This is a genomic window from Streptomyces sp. NPDC093109 (assembly GCF_040701725.1).
Lineage (GTDB): Bacteria > Actinomycetota > Actinomycetes > Streptomycetales > Streptomycetaceae > Streptomyces.
In genome coordinates, this window is sequence record NZ_JBFBEZ010000054.1 from 28,443 (window position 1) to 45,849 (window position 17,407).

The following is a 17,407-nucleotide window of genomic DNA, read 5'->3' on the forward strand; positions in this document are numbered from 1 at the left end:
CGGCCCGCGCGGCTACATCAGGGGCGTGAGGAAGCGTCGGAGCGTCTCCTCGTAGCCGGCCGGATCGGCGTTCCACATCGCGGCGTGCGGAGCGTGCTCCACGGTGTGCAAGGTGATCAGGTCGGGCCGGTGCGCGGCCAGCTCGCGGGACGGTCCCCAGGGGGCGAGGGTGTCGTCGGGGCCGTGGAAGATCAGCGTCGGTAGGTGCAGATTGCGCGGGTCGGCCGCTTCGAGGAGCCGGTCGCCGTGGATCCCGGTCCTGCCCTGGGCCGCTCTGACCGCCAGCGGCAGCAGCGGTCCCGGGACCCGGCGGGCGGCGGCCAGGGCCCGCAGGGTGGCCTCCCAGTCGAGTACCGGCGAGTCGAGCACCAGCCCCGAGATCCGCTCGCTGAGCGCCGAGTTCCCGGCGGCGTGCAGGGCCATGGACGCGCCGGTGGACCAGCCGTGCAGCACGACGCGCTCGGCGCCGTACCGCACGGCGTACCGGATCGCGGCGTCGAGGTCGCGCCACTCGGAGTCGCCGAGGCGGCCGAGGCCGTCCGGCGGGCGGGGGGCGCCGGGGTCGCCGCGGTAGGCGAGGTCGAGCACCGGGAGCTGCTGTCCGGCCAGGAACTCCATGATGTTCAGGGGGTGTTCGCGGGTGGTGCCGAGACCGTGCGCGGTGATCACCCAGGTGTCGCGGGCGCCGGGGACGAACCAGGCGGGCAGCGCGCCCAGCTCCCCCGGGACCGACTCGTCGCGGAACGCGAGCCCGAGCGCGGTGCCGGGGTCGCCGCGGTGGACCTGCGGGGTGAGGCGGACGCGGGTGCCGGGCCGCAGGGTGCCGAGGTCGACGCGCTCCAGCCGGCGCACCACGGTGTCGGCGGAGTGGTCGAGGCCCTCCAGCACGGGTCCGACGACGGCGTGCACGCCGGGGCCCTCGATCCCGTACGTGCCGGGGCGCAGGGCCGCGAGGCAGCGGGTCAGGGTGACCTGGCCGGCGGCGGTGGCGTGGACGGTGAGCCGGGGGTCGCCGGGCAGCGGCCGGCCGGGCGGCACCTTGAGCGCGGCGTCGCTGGCGTACCGGCCGGCGGCGACCGTGGCCGCGCCGACGCCGAGTGCGGTGGAGACGGCCGCCGCTGCCGCCGCCGTCACCTTGGTCGTTCTGCTCGCTTTTGTCGCTTGAGACGGGCGCACGCTCCCAGTGTCGGGGCGCCCGCGCGGACGGGCCACCGGGCGGGGCCGTCCGGGCCGTCGTCAGCCGCCGTCCACACCGCCGGGCGGCTGCTGGCCGTATCCGCTCAGCTTCCGCCCGGCCTCGCGCATCTGGTCGTCGGTGAGGAGCGTGGGCTCCCGGCCGGGCAGGGCGGCGGCGGTGAGCCAGAGGCGGCACATCCACTCCAGCTGGGCCGTGCGGTCGTAGGCCTGGTCGAGGGTGGCGCCGTAGGTGAGGGTGCCGTGGTTGCGCAGCAGACAGCCGGTGCGCTCGCGCAGGGCGTGGAGCAGGTGCGCGGCGAGTTCCGGTGAGCCGTAGAGGGCGTACGGCGCGACCCGGACCGGGCCGCCGAGGGCCGCCGCCATGTAGTGGATCGGCGGCAGTTCGGGGACGAGCGTGGAGACGGCGGTGGCGTGCACGGCGTGGGTGTGGACCACGGCGAGCGCGTCGGTCTCCCGGTAGACGGCCAGGTGCAGGGGCAGTTCGCTGGTGGGCGCCAGCTCGCCGAGCACCCGCTCGCCGTCGAGGCCGACGGCGAGCAGATCGCCGGGCGTGAGCCGGTCGTACGGCACCCCGCTGGGCGTCACCAGGACCAGTTCGCCGACCCGTACGGAGACGTTTCCCGAGGTGCCGACGACGAGTCCGTCGGCGGCCGTTCTGCGGGCGGTCGCGACGAGGTCGCGCCAGGCCCGTTCCAGTGTGTCGCGCGGTGGCCGATCGGCGAGTCTGCCGGGGAGTTGGTCGGTCATACGGCGATACTGCCAGCGCCCGGAACGGGCCCGCGGCCCCGCCGCGTTGGCCCCCGGGACACCCCCTCGGTGGGAGTCACCCTGAATACCCGTCCAGTTCACCTTCCGTTCACCCTGACTCCTTACGTTCACCGAGGCCACCGACGTCGAACGATTGCCTGGGTACAGGTCGATGGAACACCTCACGCTGCTGCTCGCGATCGTGATCGTGACAGCCCTTGTGTTCGATTTCACTAATGGTTTCCACGACACCGCCAACGCGATGGCCACCACCATCTCGACCGGTGCTCTGAAGCCGAAGGTCGCGGTCGGTATGTCCGCGGTCCTGAATCTCGTCGGCGCGTTCCTGTCGGTGGAGGTCGCCAAGACGATCTCCGGCGGCCTGATCAACGAAAAGGGCATCAGAACAGAAGTGATCTTCGCGGCGCTGGTCGGCGCCATCCTGTGGAATCTCTTCACCTGGCTGCTCGGTCTCCCCTCCAGCTCCTCGCACGCGCTCTTCGGCGGGCTGATCGGCGCGACCCTGATGTCGGTGGGCACCTCCGGCGTCAACGGCGGGGTCGTCATCACGAAGATCCTGATCCCGGCGCTCGCCGCGCCGGTCGTCGCGGGGCTGGCCGCCATGCTGGCGACGCGGCTGACGTACCGGATCGGCCGGAACAGCGACGAGAAGGCCACCGCCAAGGGCTACCGGGCCGGCCAGATCGCCTCCGCCGGCCTTGTCTCGCTCGCGCACGGCACCAACGACGCGCAGAAGACCATGGGCGTCATCACCCTGGCGCTGGTGACCGGCGGGGTCCTCGCCCCCGGCTCGAACCCGCCGGTGTGGGTCATCGTCTCTGCGGGCGTGGCCATCGCGCTCGGTACGTACCTCGGCGGCTGGCGCATCATCCGCACCATGGGCACCGGGCTCACCGACCTCCAGCCGCAGCAGGGCTTCGCCGCGCAGACCAGCGCCGCGACGGTCATCCTGGCCTCCTCGCACCTGGGCTTCTCGCTCTCCACCACCCAGTCCTGCTCCGGCGCCGTGATGGGCGCGGGGCTCGGCCGCAAGGGCGGGGTGGTCCGCTGGTCCACCGCGAGCCGGATGTTCATCGCCTGGGGGCTGACGCTGCCGGCCGCCGGTCTGGTCGCCGCGGGCGCCGAGTTCCTGACCGGGCAGGGCGACTGGGGTGTCGCGCTCGTCGCGGTGCTGCTGGTGGCGGTCTCGGGCGGGATCTACCTCGCCTCGCGGCGCCGCCCGGTCGACCACACCAACGTCACCGCCGCCGAGGGCACCGAGCCGGCGGAGCCGGTCACGGAGGCCGTACCCGCCACCGCCGTCCTCACGGACGTCTCCGGCCTCTCGGCCACCATCCCCGCCCCCGTCCCCACCGGCACCACCACCGAGCCGGCGGCGCGTAAGGAAGTCATCGCATGAACATCGACTGGGCAGCGCTCGGCTCCGTCTTCGGCGTCAGCCTTGTGACGACCGTCGCCCTCGTGGGCCTGTTCACCCTCGGCATCGTCGGTCTCGCCAAGCGGGACGCGGGCGGCGAGGCCGGGGAGGCGGCCACGGGCGGCGGGGCGGCCGTGGCCCGCTCAGCGGGCGCGTACCTCTGCTTCGCGCTGTGCGCGGCGGCCGTGGCGTACGGGATCTATCTGATCGTGGCCTGAGCGCTCGGGAGTGTGCCGAGGGTGTGCCTCAGCACACTGTCCCCTCGCAGGTCAAGGCAGAGTTGACGGGCCTCGAACCGCGTGGTGGACTGCCGGGGCCATACACGGCGGCAGAAGAGGAAGCCGGTGCGAATCCGGCGCGGTCCCGCCACTGTCACCGGGGAGCCCGTTTCACGACGGGCGCCCCCGGGAGCCAGGAACTCCTGCCGCCGCGTCACGTCGAGCCGGGGCGCGGACCCTGAGTGAGGACATTTCGCCATGCCTGGCTGCGGTTCCGCCGCCGTGCGCGAGCCGAGTGCCGCGCGGTTGCCCGTCGGCGCTCCCCTCGGGCCGTCCGCCCCCTTCGGACACTCCGTCGCCCTCGGACTCGCCGCCGGGTTCCTCGCCGACCGGCTCCTCGGTGATCCGCGCCGGGGCCATCCCGTCGCCGCGTTCGGCCGGGCGGCCGGGGCCCTGGAGCGCGCGCTGTGGCGCGACGACCGGGGCCGGGGCGCGCTGCACACCGCCGTGTGCGCCGGTGGCGCCGCCGGGCTGGCCGCGCTGGCGGCCCGTACCGTACGCGGCCGTCCCGCCGCCGCCACCGTGCTCGCCGCCGCCGCGACCTGGACCGTGATCGGCGGCACCTCGCTGGGCCGGGAGGCGCGGGCCATCGGCGGCGCGCTCGCCGCCGGGGACACCGAGGCGGCCAGGGAGCGGCTGCCGCATCTGTGCGGGCGCGATCCGCAGGCGCTGGACGACCAGCAGATCGCGCGGGCCGTCGTCGAGTCCGTCGCCGAGAACACCTCCGACGCGGTGGTCGGCGCCCTCGTGTGGGGCGCGGTCGCCGGGGTGCCGGGGCTGGTCGCGTTCCGGGCCGTGAACACGCTGGACGCGATGGTGGGCCACAAGTCGCCCCGGTACCGCCGGTTCGGCTGGGCCGCCGCGCGCCTGGACGATGTCGCGGGCTGGCCGGGCGCCCGGCTGACGGCCGCGCTGGCGATCGCCGCGGGCGGCGACCCCCGGGGCGCGGTACGGGCCGTACGGGCCGACGCGGCGAAGCATCCGAGCCCCAACGCGGGCCCCGTGGAGGCGTCGTTCGCCGGCGCGCTGGGCGTACGCCTCGGCGGGACACTGGCGTACGGCGGCCGGGTCGAGCACCGGCCGGTGCTCAACGGCGGCGGGCGGCCCGTCGAGGTCGCGGACATCGAGCGGGCGGTACGGCTGTCGCACCGGGTGAACGTGCTCGCGCTCGGGGCCGGTCTGGCCGGGCGCGCCGCCTACGCGCTGCTGAAGTCGAGGGGACGGGGGCGCCGATGAGCGGCGGCGGACTGCTGGTGGCCGGGACGACCTCGGACGCGGGCAAGAGTGTGGTCACGGCGGGGATCTGCCGCTGGCTGGTGCGGCAGGGCGTCAAGGTCGCGCCGTTCAAGGGGCAGAACATGTCCCTGAACTCCTTCGTGACGCGCGAGGGCGCCGAGATCGGCCGCGCGCAGGCGATGCAGGCACAGGCGTGCCGGGTGGAGCCGACCGCGCTGATGAACCCCGTACTGCTCAAGCCGGGCAGTGACCGCAGCAGCCAGGTGGTGCTGATGGGGCGGCCGGTGGGCGAGCTGAGCGCCACGGAGTACGTGGGCGGGCGGCGCGAGGCGCTGCTCGGGACCGTACTGGAGTGTCTGGCGGAGCTGCGGGCCACGTACGACGCGGTGATCTGCGAGGGCGCGGGCTCCCCCGCGGAGATCAATCTGCGCCGCACCGACCTGGTGAACATGGGGATCGCGCGGGCCGCCCGGCTGCCGGTGATGGTGGTCGGGGACATCGACAGGGGCGGCGTCTTCGCGTCGTTCTTCGGTACGACGGCGCTGCTGTCCCCGGCGGACCAGGAGCTGATCGCGGGCTATCTGGTGAACAAGTTCCGGGGCGATGTGTCGCTGCTGGAGCCTGGGTTGGAGATGCTACGCGGGCTGACCGGGCGGGCGACGCTCGGGGTACTGCCCTTCCGGCACGGGCTGGGCATCGACGAGGAGGACGGGCTGCGCGTCTCGGCGCACGGCGCCGTGCGCGAGTCGGTGGTGGCGCCCCCGCACGGGGAGGATGTGCTGCGGGTCGCGGTCTGCGCCGTACCGCTGATGTCGAACTTCACGGATGTGGACGCGCTGGCGGCCGAGCCCGGGGTCGTCGTGCGGTTCGTGGACCGGCCCGAGGAGCTGGCCGACGCCGATCTGGTGGTCGTGCCGGGCACCCGCGGTACGGTCCGCGCGCTGGCGTGGCTGCGGGAGCGCGGGCTCGCCGACGCGCTCGCCCGGCGCGCCGCCGAGGGCCGTCCGGTGCTGGGCATCTGCGGCGGCTATCAGCTGCTGGGCGAGCGTATCGAGGACGAGGTGGAGTCCCGGGCGGGCACGGTGGCGGGGCTCGGGCTGCTGCCCGTACGGGTCCGCTTCGCGGCGGAGAAGACGCTGGCCAGGCCGGTCGGGGTGGCGCTCGGCGAGGCCGTCGAGGGGTACGAGATCCACCATGGCGTCGCGGAGGTGTTCGGCGGCGAGGCGTTTGCCGTGGACGCGGCGGGCGGGGCGCTGGACGGCTGCCGGGTGGGGGCCGTCCAGGGCACGCACTGGCACGGGGCGCTGGAGAGCGACGCGTTCCGGCGCGCGTTCCTGACGGAGGTGGCGCGGGCGGCCGGCCGGCGTTTCGTCCCGGCGCCCGGTACGAGCTTCGGCGCGCTGCGCGAGGAGCAGCTTGATCTGCTCGGCGATCTGATCGAGGAGCACGCGGACACGGACGCGCTGCTGCGGCTGATCGAGGAGGGGGCGCCCGCGGGACTGCCCTTCATTCCCCCGGGGGCCCCGTGACCACCATCTTCGAAGGAGCGAGCAGCATATGAGCACCCCTTTTCCGTTCACCGCCGTCGTGGGGATGGCCGATCTGCGCCTCGCGCTGCTGCTGAACGCGGTGAGTCCGGCGGTCGGCGGCGTCCTCGTGCGGGGTGAGAAGGGCACGGCGAAGTCCACGGCCGTACGGGCCCTCTCCGCGCTGCTGCCTGAGCTGGCGGTGGTGCCGGGCTGCCGGTTCAGCTGCGATCCGGCGGCGCCCGATCCCGGGTGCCCGGACGGGCCGCACGAGCCGGGCGCGGGCGCGGCGCGGCCGGCGCGGGTGGTCGAGCTGCCGGTGGGCGCCTCCGAGGACCGGCTGGTGGGCGCGCTGGACATCGAACGGGCGCTCTCCGAGGGCGTGAAGGCGTTCGAGCCGGGGCTGCTCGCGGACGCGCACCGCGGGGTGCTCTACGTCGACGAGGTCAATCTTCTGCACGACCATCTGATCGATGTGCTGCTGGACGCCGCCGCCATGGGCGCCTCGTACGTCGAGCGCGAGGGCGTCTCCGTACGGCATGCCGCGCGCTTCCTGCTCGTCGGGACGATGAACCCCGAGGAGGGCGAGCTGCGTCCGCAGCTGCTGGACCGCTTCGGGCTGACCGTGGAGGTCAAGGCGTCGCGCGAGCCCGGGCTGCGGGTGGAGGTCGTACGGCGGCGGATCGCGTACGAGGACGACCCGGCCGGTTTCGCCGCGCGCTGGGCTGACGAGGAGAGCGGGCTGCGCGAGCGGATCGCCGCCGCACGGGCGCTGCTGCCCGAGGTGCGGCTCGGGGACACGGCGCTGCTCCAGATCGCCGCGACCTGCGCCGCGTTCGAGGTGGACGGGATGCGCGCGGACATCGTGATGGCGCGGACGGCGACGGCGCTGGCCGCGTGGGCGGGGCGTACGGAGGTCCTGGCCGAGGACGTACGGCAGGCGGCGCTGCTGGCGCTGCCGCACCGGCGGCGGCGCAATCCGTTCGACGCGCCGGGGATCGACGAGGACAAGCTCGACGACACGCTGGAGGAGTTCCAGGGCGACGGGAACGACGGGGACGGTGGCGGGGACGACGGCCCCGGTCCTGACGGCCCGGACGGCGGCCCGGACGGCGGCGGTGGCGGCGGAATCCCGCCGCAGCAGGGGCCGGCCGGGCCCGACACGCCGCGGGAGTCCGGGACCGGGCAGGACGACACGCCCGCCGAGCCCGAGGGTCGGCCCGAGGCGCGGCCCCGGCCCGCCGGCGCGGGCGCCGGTGAGCAGTCCGCCGTACGGGCCGCCGAGCCGTTCCGCACCAAGGCGCTGAGCGTGCCGGGGCTGGGCGACGGCGCGGCCGGGCGGCGCTCCCGGGCCCGTACCGAGCACGGCAGGACGACGGGGTCCCGGCGTCCCAAGGGCGCGCTGACCAAGCTGCATCTCACGGCGACCGTCCAGGCGGCGGCGCCGCACCAGCGGGCCCGGGGCCGCGTGGGCGCCGGGCTGGTGGTGCGCAAGGACGATCTGCGGCAGGCGACACGGGAGGGGCGCGAGGGGAATCTGGTGCTCTTCGTGGTCGACGCGTCCGGGTCGATGGCGGCGAGGCAGCGGATGAGCGCGGTGAAGGGCGCGGTGCTCTCGCTGCTGCTGGACGCGTACCAGCGGCGGGACAAGGTCGGGCTGATCACGTTCCGGGGGAAGGACGCCGAGGTGGCGCTGCCGCCCACGTCGTCGGTGGACGCGGCGGCGGTACGGCTGGAGTCCCTGCCCACGGGCGGGCGCACACCGCTCGCGGCCGGGCTGCTGAAGGCCCATGACGTGCTGCGGGTGGAGCGGCTGCGGGATCCGGCGCGCCGGGCGCTGCTGGTCGTGGTGACGGACGGCCGGGCGACCGGCGGGCGTGGCGCGGCCGGTGCGACGGATCCGGTGGCGCTGGCGGCGCGCGCGGCGCGGCTGCACGCGGCGGAGGGGACGGCCTCGGTGGTCGTGGACTGCGAGTCGGGGCCGGTACGGCTGGGGCTCGCGGGCGCGCTGGCGACCTCGCTGGCGGGCACCGCGATCACCCTGGACGAGCTGCGCGCGGACAGTATCGCGGGGCTGGTCAGGGACGTACAGCAGCAGGATCGGGCCGGCCGGCAGGACCGGGCCGGCGAGGGACGAGCAGCCAGGAGGGCCGCGTAATGCCGCAGGGACAGCCGGAGAACGTACCGGACGACGGTCTGACGACCCGTCAGCGACGCAACCGCCCGCTGGTGCTCGTCCACACGGGCACGGGCAAGGGCAAGTCGACGGCCGCCTTCGGGCTCGCGCTGCGCGCGTGGACGCAGGGGTGGCCGATCGGGGTCTTCCAGTTCGTGAAGTCGGCGAAGTGGAAGGTCGGCGAGGAGCAGGCGCTGAAGACGCTGGGCGCGAGCGGCGAGGGCGGCACCGTCGCCTGGCACAAGATGGGCGAGGGCTGGTCCTGGGTGCAGCGCGACTCGCAGCTCTCCAACGAGGAGGCGGCGCGCGAGGGCTGGGAGCAGGTCAAGCGGGATCTGGCGGCCGAGACGCACAAGCTGTACGTGCTGGACGAGTTCGCTTATCCGCTGCACTGGGGCTGGGTGGACACCGCCGAGGTGATCGAGGTGCTGCGGAACCGGCCCGGCACCCAGCACGTGGTGATCACCGGCCGTAACGCGCCTGCCGAGCTGATGGACTTCGCGGATCTCGTCACGGAGATGACGAAGGTGAAGCACCCGATGGACGCGGGGCAGAAGGGGCAGAGGGGCATCGAGTGGTGAACGTTCCCCGGCTGGTCATCGCCGCGCCCGCCTCGGGCAGCGGCAAGACCACCGTCGCGACGGGCCTGATGGCGGCCTTCTCGGAACGCGGCCTGGCCGTGTCCCCGCACAAGGTCGGGCCCGACTACATCGACCCGGGCTACCACGCGCTGGCGGTGTCGGCGGGGAGCGGCGGTACGGCGGTACGTCCCGGCCGGAACCTCGACGCGTACATGTGCGGCCCCGGCCTGGTCGGGCCGCTCTTCGCGCACGGCGCGGCGGGGTGCGATCTGGCGGTCGTCGAGGGCGTGATGGGGCTGTACGACGGCGCCTCGGGCCAGGGCGAGCTGGCGTCGACCGCACAGGTGTCGAAGCTGCTGCGGGCGCCGGTGGTGCTGGTGGTGGACGCGTCGTCGCAGTCGCGTTCGGTGGCGGCGCTGGTGCACGGGTTCGCGTCGTGGGATCCGGAGGTGCGGATCGGCGGGGTGATCCTCAACAAGGTCGCCACCGACCGGCACGAGCGGCTGCTGCGGGACGCGCTGGACGAGTCGGGCGTACCGGTGCTCGGGGTGCTGCGCCGGACCGACCAGGTCGCCGCGCCGTCGCGCCATCTGGGGCTGGTGCCGGTCGAGGAGCGGCGGACTGACGCGCTGACGGCGATGCGGGAGCTGGCCGGGCGGGTGCGGGCGGGGTGCGACCTGGACGCGCTGCTGGCGCTGGCGCGGAGCGCGCCGCCGCTGGACGCGGTGGCGTGGGAGCCGGCCATGGACACCGTGGCTGCCGTGTCCGGTGCGCGGCCGGTGATCGCGGTGGCCGCCGGATCGGCGTTCACCTTCTCGTACGCGGAACACACCGAGCTGCTGACGGCGGCGGGCGCCGAGGTCGTGCCGTTCGATCCGCTGCGGGACGAGACGCTGCCGCCGGGGACCCGGGGGCTGGTGATCGGCGGCGGGTTCCCTGAGGTGTACGCGCCGGAGCTGTCGGCCAACGAGCCGCTGCGCGAGGCAGTGGCGGAACTGGCGCACTCCGGCGCTCCGGTGGCCGCCGAGTGCGCCGGGCTGCTGTATCTGGCGCGCTCCCTGGACGGGAAGCCGATGTGCGGGGTGCTGGACGCGGACGCGCGGATGTCGGGCCGGCTGACGCTGGGCTACCGGGAGGCGGTGGCGGTCGGCGACAGCGCGCTGGCGGCGGCCGGGACCCGCGTACGCGGGCACGAGTTCCACCGGACGGTGCTGGAGCCGGGCGCCGGGGCGGCTCCCGCCTGGGGCCTGGTGCACCCGGAGCGCCGGTTGGAGGGGTTTGTCCGGCGCGGGGTGCACGCCAGCTATCTGCATACGCACTGGGCGGCGGCGCCGGAGATGGCGCGGCGGCTGGTCGAACGGTGCGCGGCGGCAGTGGTGGCGGAGGCGTGAGCGGCGGCCCGGCGTGAGGTCTCGGCCCCGCTCAGCCGGCGACGCCGACCACCAGCCAGACGAAGCAGACGCCCAGGACCGTGCAGCACACCGTGGAGCGCGCCGGATGGTCGTGGTGGGCCTCGGGCAGGATCTCGGCGGCGGCGAGATAGAGCAGTGCGCCGCCGAAGAAGCCGAGGTAGCTGCCGAGCGCCTCGGCGGGGAGCGTGAAGAGCAGGGTGGAGGCGGCGCCGATCACCGGCGCGACGGCGTCCGCGACGAGCATGGTGGCCGCCCGGCGCCGGTTGTTCCCGTACAGGCTGGTCAGGGTGTACGTGTTGAACCCGTCGGCGAAGTCGTGGGCGATGACGGCGAGGGCGACGGCGGTGCCCATGCCGCCGCCGACCTGGAAGGCGGCGCCGAGCGCGATGCCGTCCATGAGGCTGTGGCCGACCATGGCCGAGGCGGCGGTGAGCCCGACCTCGGGGACCCGCTCGCGAGGGCCCGGGACGGCCTCGGCGCCGTGCGGGCCGCCGGTGTCCTGACGGACGGCGAGCAGCCGTTCGACCATATGGGCGACGAGGAAGCCGCCGACGAAGAGCAGCAGTGCCTGTGGCACCCCGAAGATCTCGTGGCCGGCCGCGTGCATCGCCTCGGGCAGCAGATCGAGCCCGACCACGCCGAGCATCAGCCCACCGGCCAGTCCCAGCACGAGATGGCGGCGGTCGGTGACCCGCTGCGCGGTCCAGCCGCCGAACAGCGTCATGAGGAACGCGCCGAGCGCGACGAAGACCGCCATGGGCCCCTGCATAGCCGATCGGACGGGTCCCGCGCATGTCAGGAGCGGGGGGCCGAGGGGGCCGGGGAACTGATCATCGGGGAACTGATCGTCGGGGTCGGCGCGAGCAGCGGCGCGTCCACCGCCGACGTACTCGCGCTGATCGCGGCCACGCTGCGGGACGCGGGCCTGCCGCCGGAGTCCGTCGTCGAACTGGCGACGGTCGCGACCGCGGCCGGGCGGCCCGCGATCGTCGCGGCGGCGGCCCGGCTCGGGGTGCCCGTACGGGGATACCCGGCCGGGCTATTGACCCGGATCGCCGTACCGAATCCGTCCGCCGCGCCGGCCCGGGCGGTGGGAACGCCGTCCGTCGCCGAGGCCGCCGCGCTGGCCTGCGGCGGAACCCTGCTCGTACCGAAACGGAAGTCGGCTCCGGACGGGCGGCGGGCGGGGGTCACCTGTGCGGTGGCGAGTAGATGCCACACCCGATGGGGGCCAAGCGGAGTGGAACCGGGCGGGGAGGACATGATGTCGGTAGCGAGCGCAGAGCACGGCAGACGCCCCGGGACACCGGTGGCACGAGGGGAGGAGCCCGGTGACCCGCACGGTCAGGACCATCAAGAACGCTGAGCACGCTCAGCACGCTCGGAAGACCGAGCACAGCTGTACGCGCCGGAGACCGGCCGCCGTCGGCGCGGGCACCGCCCCGGCCGGCGCGATAGTTCGCGCCTACCCCCGTGACGGCCATGTCTACGCGCGCTGATAGCCACGACCTGCGCCATCACGGCGACGCGGAGGTACGGGACGCGGGCGCCGGTCTGATCGATCTCGCGGTCAACGTCCGTACGGGGACTCCCCCGGCCTGGCTGCGCGAGCGGATCGCCGCGTCGCTGACCGGGCTCGCCGCCTACCCCGACGGGCGCGCGGCCCGCGCGGCGGTCGCGGCACGGCACGGGCTGCCGGTGGAGCGGGTGCTGCTGACGGCGGGGGCGGCGGAGGCGTTCGTGCTGCTCGCGCGCGCCCTCCCGGCCCGGCGGCCGGTGATCGTCCATCCGCAGTTCACCGAGCCGGAGGCGGCCCTGCGGGACGCGGGGCGGGAGGTCCGGCGGGTGCTGCTGCACGCGTGGGACGGCTTCCGGCTCGATCCGGGGGCAGTGCCCGACGACGCGGATCTCGTCGTGCTGGGCAATCCGACCAATCCGACGTCGGTGCTGCATCCGGCCGAGACCCTCGCGAAGCTCGCCAGGCCAGGACGGACGCTGGTGGTGGACGAGGCGTTCATGGACGCGGTGCCGGGCGAGCCGGAGGCCCTGGCGGGCCGGACGGACGTGCCGGGCCTTGTGGTGCTGCGCAGCCTGACGAAGACCTGGGGTCTGGCGGGGCTGCGGATCGGCTACGTACTGGCCGAACCGGGGACGGTGGCCGCGCTGGAACGGGCGCAGCCGCTGTGGCCGGTGTCGACGCCTGCGCTTGCGGCGGCGGAGGCGTGTGTGACGCCCGAGGCGCTCGCGGAGGCGGAGCGGGCGGCCTGCCGGATGGCGCTGGAGCGGGCCCATCTGCTGGCGGGGCTGGCGGAGTTCGAGGAGGTGCGGACGGTGGAGGCGGCCGAGGGGCCGTTCGTGCTCATCCGCATGGAGCGCGCGGAGGCGGTCCGGGCGCGGCTGCGCACGCTGGGCTTCGCCGCGCGCCGGGGGGACACGTTTCCGGGGCTCGGGCCGCAGTGGCTGCGGATCGCGGTCCGGGACCGGGCCACGACAAATCGTTTCCTCCAGGCGCTGGACCAGGCGCTGACGGCGACGGGGACGTAGTACGTAGGGGCGGGCGCTCCGGCACACTCACATGCGTACCGGAGCGCCGCTCCTGGTCAGGCCGTCCGAACTACATCAGCGCTTGGCGGCACGGTTCTTCCGGGCCACGAGCATGGCGCCGCCGCCCAGGGCGAGCAGCGCCGCCGCGCCGCCCGCGAGGTAGGGCGTGGTGGAACTGCTGCCGGTCTCGGCGAGGTTCGTCCTGACCGGCTCGGCGGCGGACTGCGCCTTCAGCCCGCCGTCCGACTCCTGCTCCTTCTCTGAGCCCTTGTCGGCCGCCTGCTCGGCCGCCGGCTTGTCCGTGTCGGGGGTGTCGTCCCCGGCCGCGGGCTTGTCGCCGGTGGCGGGCTTGGCGCCCTCCTCCGGGTCGGCGGCGGGCTGCTCACCGGCCGGCTTGCCGGGCGCGGGCTGCTGCTCCTCCGGCTTGTCGCCGGGCTTGTCGTCCGGCGTGTCGGCCGGCTTCTCCGGCGCGGGTGCGGCGGCGGGCGCGTCGGGTGACTCGCAGGTGGCCCCGGCGAGCGTGACGGTGCCCTCGACCTCCGCGACGTTCAGCTTGAGCGGGTTGACCGACACCTTCAGTTCGAGCGCCGCCGCCGCGGCCGTACGGGACGTGGTGTGCGTCTTCGACAGGGTGAGCGAGACCTCACCGACGGCGGGCACCTCGACGCGCGTGGTGCCGGCCGCGGAAAGCGTGATCCTCTTGCCGAGGACGGTCACGGGGCCGAGCAGGTTCGACTCGGCGGTCGGCTGCTTGCCCGCCTCGCAGACCACCTTGGAGGTGACCTCCTGGAGCTCGATGAGCGAGAGCAGCGGCAGCCCGGGGACGTGGACCTTGGCGTGCGCGATGTTGGTGTAGCCCTCGGCCCTGTGCTTGTCGGCCGTCGCCTTCGCGGTGGCGACTTCGGCGCGCAGCAGGGTGAAGGGCCTGCCCTTGTCGACACCGTCGAGCTGGGCGGTCAACGCCGTCTTCTCCGCGGTCGCGGGCGCCTGGACCTCATTGAGCGCGAGCTTGAGCGGCAGGTTGACGGACTTGTTGAGCAGGGACACGTCGAGCCCGACACCGAGCACAACCGCGCTCGCCTTTCCCTCGTGCCCACCCTCGGTGGCCTGCGCCGGCGCGGCGAGGAGCACCGGCCCCGCCGTCAGCGTGGCGGCGGCCACGACGGCGGCGCAGCGGCGCGCGGGCAGGCGGAAGGTATTGCTGTTCAAAATGGTGGAACCCCCACAAGAGACATGGCGTCGCCTGCTGTCCGCGGGGACACGCGGGCAGTGACGACTGAGACACCAGTCATCTTTACGCACTTAGAGTGAACGAGCGAGCACCTGAAGTGAGTTCACTCTAAAGTGGGGTTTTCGGGTCCAAATTCGATTCTTGTGGGACACGCGTTCCCGAAGGGCACCTCAAGCCGCGGTCGCCCGCTGGGCCAGCAGCAGCGCCAGGGGGCCGCCCTGGAGCAGGAAGCGCCCCTGGACGGCGGCATGGATCGCGTCGGCCATCGGCCACCACATCAGCTTGAAATCCACTTCGCTCGGGGCGAGTTGACGTGGACCGCAGGCGAGGCCCTCGGCCAGGAAGAGATGGATACGGGCCGGGGAGTTCAGGGTGATGGCGTACGAGCCGAGGGGGCGCCAAGTAGCGGCGGTGACACCGGCCTCCTCCCGCAGCTCACGCCGCGCGCACTCCTCCGGCGTCTCGCCACCTTCCCGGCGCCCGCCGGGCAGGAACACGTACTCGCCACCGTGCCGCGGGAATTCGGCGCTCAGGACGGCGACCGTGCCGTCCACATCTCGGGCCACGACGACGGAGGCATCCCGCATCGGCCCCCGCTCGGATGTGTCGCTCATGGCCCGGGAGCGTACTGACCGGCGCGGACATTCAGCCTACTACCCGCCCGTTCAGCACGATCCGGCGGGGCGCCGCCAGTACCCGGACGTCCGCGCGGGGGTCCTCGTCGTAGACCACGAGGTCGGCCGGGGCGCCCTCGTCCAGGGCCGGGCGGCCGAGCCAGGTCCGTGCCCGCCAGGTTGTGGCGGAGAGCGCCTCCAGCGGCGGGATGCCGGCCCGTGTCAGCTCCTCGACCTCGGCCGCCACCAGGCCATGGGCGAGGGTGCCGCCCGCGTCCGTGCCAACGAAGACGGGGACGCCCGCGTCGTACGCGGCGCGGACCGTGTCGTACCTGCGCTCGTACAGGCGGTTCATGTGGGCCGACCAGCGCGGGTAGCGCTCCGCGCCGCCCGCCGCGAGGTTCGGGAAGGTGGCGATGTTGACGAGTGTGGGGACGATGGCGACTCCGCGCTCCGCGAAGAGCGGGATCGTTTCCTCGGTGAGGCCGGTCGCGTGCTCGACGCAGTCGATGCCCGCCTCCACAAGATCGCGCAGCGCGGCCTCGGCGAAGCAGTGCGCGGTGACGCGCGCGCCCAGGCGGTGGGCCTCCGCGATGGCCGCCTCGGCCTCCGCGCGCGGCCAGCAGGCCGTCAGATCGCCCGCGTCGCGGTCGATCCAGTCCCCCACGAGCTTGACCCAGCCGTCGCCGCGCCGCGCCTCTCTCGCCACATACGCCACCAGCTCTCCCGGCTCGATCTCGTGCGCGTAGTTGCGGATGTAGCGGCGGGTACGGGCGATGTGGCGGCCCGCCCTGATGATCTTCGGCAGGTCCTCGCGCGCGTCGGTCCAGCGGGTGTCGGCGGGCGAGCCGGCGTCCCGGAGCAGCAGCGCGCCCGCGTCCCGGTCGGCCAGCGCCTGCTTCTCGGTGGTGGCGGCGTCGACCGCGCCGTGGCCGTCGAGCCCGACATGGCAGTGGGCGTCCACCAGTCCGGGCAGCGCCCAGCCCTGGACCGTACGGACCTCACGCGCACCGGTGCCGGAGGGCGGGGTGTAGGTGATCCGGCCGCCCACCACCCACAGTTCGTCCCGGACCTCCTCGGGTCCGACCAGGATCCGTCCCGTGACCCGCAGCACCTCGTGATCGCTCATGGCCAGCACTGTACGAGGCCGTGAGTACCCTCGACCGCGAGGGATTCCCCCCTTCGCCGCCCGACCCGACGCCCGAAGAGAGCACCGCCGTGACCCACCCCCTGCTGGACCTGCCCCCGCTGTCCGCCGCGCACTTCGCCGCGATCGAGCGCCGCGTCGGCTCGCTCCTCGCCACCGCGAACGATGTCGTGATCACCCAGGGCGAGGCCCTGCTGCCGCTGGAGGGCTGCGTACGCGGTGGCGCCGGTCCCGGTTCGACGGCGCTGAACGTGGTCACCGGCCCCTACGGGCAGACCTTCGGCAACTGGCTGCGCGACTGCGGCGCTGACGTGGTCGATCTGGCGGTGCCCTTCGACACGGCGGTCACCGCCGCGCAGGTCGAGGCCGCGCTCGCCGCGCGCCCCGAGATCGGCTTCGTATCGCTGGTGCACGCGGAGGCCGCGACCGGCAACACCAATCCGGTCGCGGAGATCGGCGAGGTCGTACGGGCCCACGGCGCGCTGTTCATGCTGGACGCCGTCGCCTCGGTCGCCGCGGAGCCGCTGCTGCCGGACGCCTGGGGTGTCGACCTGTGCGTCATCGGCGCGCAGAAGGCGATGGGCGGCCCGGCGGGCGTCTCGGCGGTCTCGGTGAGCCCGCGCGCCTGGGAGCGGTTCGCGGCCAATCCGCGGGCGCCCCGGCGCTCGTACCTCTCCCTGCTCGACTGGAAGGAGCGCTGGATCGACACCGGCCGCACGGCCCTGCCGCACGCCCCCGCCCAGTTGGAGATGCTCGCGCTGGAGGCGTGTCTGGAGCGGATCGAGGCGGTCGGTCTCGACACCGTGATCGCCCGGCACACCACGGCCGCCGCGGCCACCCGCGCGGGCGCGCTGGCGCTCGGGGGCGGTCTCGCGCCGTACGTCCACGACGCGGCCGAGGCCGCGCCGGTGGCCACGACCCTGCGCACCCCGGCCGGGGTCGACGCCTCGGAGCTGGTCGCGAAGGCGCTGGCGGCCGACCCGGGGCTGCCGCTGATCGCGGGCGGCGGCGCGCTGGCGACCGGCATGGTGCGGGTCAACCACTACGGCGCCGACGCGACCCCCGAAGCGGTGCGGGCCTCGCTGGCGGCGCTGGGCGCGGCGCTGGGCGGCGCAAGCGGCTCGGTGGACGTGGCGGGCGCGCTGCGCGCGGCCGACGAGGTGTGGAACTGAGCGCGGTCGCGGGGCGGCGGGGGGGCCCCCCCCCCGGCCCGGCCCGACCGGGTGCTCGCGCCCCGCACCCGTCTTCGCGGGTGGCCCAGTGGTCGCCCCCGCCGCAGG

At 74.6% G+C, this 17,407-nt stretch carries 16 protein-coding genes and 1 riboswitch; of the genes, 10 read left to right on the plus strand and 6 right to left on the minus strand.

The window, feature by feature from the left end; all coding sequences use genetic code 11:
- Positions 1-12: 12 nt before the first annotated feature.
- Together AB0389_RS33575 and AB0389_RS33580 are read right to left on the minus strand one after the other, a co-directional pair.
- Positions 13-1,176 carry a hypothetical protein gene (locus AB0389_RS33575; protein WP_366399332.1) on the minus strand — a complete coding sequence of 388 codons (1,164 nt, stop codon included), beginning with the start codon at positions 1,174-1,176 and terminating at the stop codon, positions 13-15.
- A gap of 60 nt (positions 1,177-1,236) precedes the next feature.
- The gene (locus tag AB0389_RS33580) at positions 1,237-1,944 is read right to left on the minus strand and encodes a class II aldolase/adducin family protein (RefSeq protein ID WP_366399333.1); all 708 of its coding nucleotides are present in this window, start codon (positions 1,942-1,944) and stop codon (positions 1,237-1,239) included.
- A gap of 172 nt (positions 1,945-2,116) precedes the next feature.
- On the opposite strand from AB0389_RS33580, the gene AB0389_RS33585 reads away from it, so the two are divergent.
- The 7 genes from AB0389_RS33585 (at position 2,117) to AB0389_RS33615 (ending at position 10,570) form a co-directional block, all read left to right on the plus strand.
- Positions 2,117-3,364, plus strand: a complete 1,248-nt coding sequence (locus tag AB0389_RS33585) for an inorganic phosphate transporter (protein WP_366399334.1) — start codon at positions 2,117-2,119, stop codon at positions 3,362-3,364.
- Positions 3,361-3,600: a hypothetical protein gene (locus AB0389_RS33590; protein ID WP_366399335.1), complete on the plus strand. Its 240-nt coding sequence runs from the start codon at positions 3,361-3,363 to the stop codon at positions 3,598-3,600. The genes AB0389_RS33585 and AB0389_RS33590 overlap by 4 nt, the downstream gene beginning before the upstream one ends.
- A 114-nt stretch (positions 3,601-3,714) precedes the next feature.
- A riboswitch (cobalamin riboswitch) is annotated at positions 3,715-3,803 on the plus strand.
- A gap of 55 nt (positions 3,804-3,858) precedes the next feature.
- Entirely contained in the window at positions 3,859-4,896 is a 1,038-nt protein-coding gene (locus AB0389_RS33595; RefSeq protein WP_366399336.1) for a cobalamin biosynthesis protein, read from the plus strand.
- Positions 4,893-6,425, plus strand: a complete 1,533-nt coding sequence (locus AB0389_RS33600; protein ID WP_366399337.1) for a cobyric acid synthase — start codon at positions 4,893-4,895, stop codon at positions 6,423-6,425. The genes AB0389_RS33595 and AB0389_RS33600 overlap by 4 nt, the downstream gene beginning before the upstream one ends.
- Positions 6,426-6,453: 28 nt before the next feature.
- Positions 6,454-8,580, plus strand: a complete 2,127-nt coding sequence (locus tag AB0389_RS33605; protein WP_366399338.1) for a putative cobaltochelatase — start codon at positions 6,454-6,456, stop codon at positions 8,578-8,580.
- Complete coding sequence (cobO, locus tag AB0389_RS33610; RefSeq protein WP_366399339.1) at positions 8,580-9,179, plus strand: cob(I)yrinic acid a,c-diamide adenosyltransferase; 600 nt, start codon at positions 8,580-8,582, stop codon at positions 9,177-9,179. Before AB0389_RS33605 ends, cobO begins: the two co-directional genes overlap by 1 nt.
- The gene (locus tag AB0389_RS33615) at positions 9,173-10,570 is read left to right on the plus strand and encodes a cobyrinate a,c-diamide synthase (RefSeq protein ID WP_366399340.1); all 1,398 of its coding nucleotides are present in this window, start codon (positions 9,173-9,175) and stop codon (positions 10,568-10,570) included. The genes cobO and AB0389_RS33615 overlap by 7 nt, the downstream gene beginning before the upstream one ends.
- 31 nt (positions 10,571-10,601) lie before the next feature.
- Here the strand turns inward: AB0389_RS33615 and AB0389_RS33620 are convergent, their stop codons facing one another.
- Positions 10,602-11,348, minus strand: coding sequence for a ZIP family metal transporter (locus tag AB0389_RS33620; RefSeq protein ID WP_366399341.1), 747 nt, complete (start codon positions 11,346-11,348; stop codon positions 10,602-10,604).
- On the opposite strand from AB0389_RS33620, the gene AB0389_RS33625 reads away from it, so the two are divergent.
- Both AB0389_RS33625 and cobC read left to right on the plus strand, forming a co-directional pair.
- Entirely contained in the window at positions 11,265-11,957 is a 693-nt protein-coding gene (locus AB0389_RS33625; RefSeq protein WP_366399342.1) for a cobalamin biosynthesis protein, read from the plus strand. The genes AB0389_RS33620 and AB0389_RS33625 overlap by 84 nt on opposite strands.
- Before the next feature lie 116 nt (positions 11,958-12,073).
- Complete coding sequence (gene cobC, locus AB0389_RS33630) at positions 12,074-13,135, plus strand: Rv2231c family pyridoxal phosphate-dependent protein CobC (RefSeq protein WP_366399343.1); 1,062 nt, start codon at positions 12,074-12,076, stop codon at positions 13,133-13,135.
- Between the two features lie 75 nt (positions 13,136-13,210).
- Here the strand turns inward: cobC and AB0389_RS33635 are convergent, their stop codons facing one another.
- The 3 genes from AB0389_RS33635 to AB0389_RS33645 all read right to left on the minus strand — a co-directional run bounded on the left by AB0389_RS33635 (position 13,211) and on the right by AB0389_RS33645 (position 16,109).
- On the minus strand, positions 13,211-14,344 hold the full coding sequence (locus tag AB0389_RS33635; RefSeq protein WP_366399344.1) for an SCO1860 family LAETG-anchored protein: 1,134 nt from the start codon (positions 14,342-14,344) through the stop codon (positions 13,211-13,213).
- Positions 14,345-14,536: 192 nt separating this feature from the next.
- Positions 14,537-14,980, minus strand: coding sequence for an NUDIX hydrolase (locus AB0389_RS33640; RefSeq protein ID WP_366399345.1), 444 nt, complete (start codon positions 14,978-14,980; stop codon positions 14,537-14,539).
- A gap of 31 nt (positions 14,981-15,011) precedes the next feature.
- Positions 15,012-16,109 (minus strand): amidohydrolase family protein, encoded by a 1,098-nt coding sequence (locus tag AB0389_RS33645; protein ID WP_366399346.1) that lies wholly within the window; start codon positions 16,107-16,109, stop codon positions 15,012-15,014.
- An 89-nt stretch (positions 16,110-16,198) separates the two neighbouring features.
- On the opposite strand from AB0389_RS33645, the gene AB0389_RS33650 reads away from it, so the two are divergent.
- Positions 16,199-17,299, plus strand: coding sequence for an aminotransferase class V-fold PLP-dependent enzyme (locus AB0389_RS33650; RefSeq protein ID WP_366399348.1), 1,101 nt, complete (start codon positions 16,199-16,201; stop codon positions 17,297-17,299).
- The last annotated feature ends 108 nt before the right edge of the window (positions 17,300-17,407 follow it).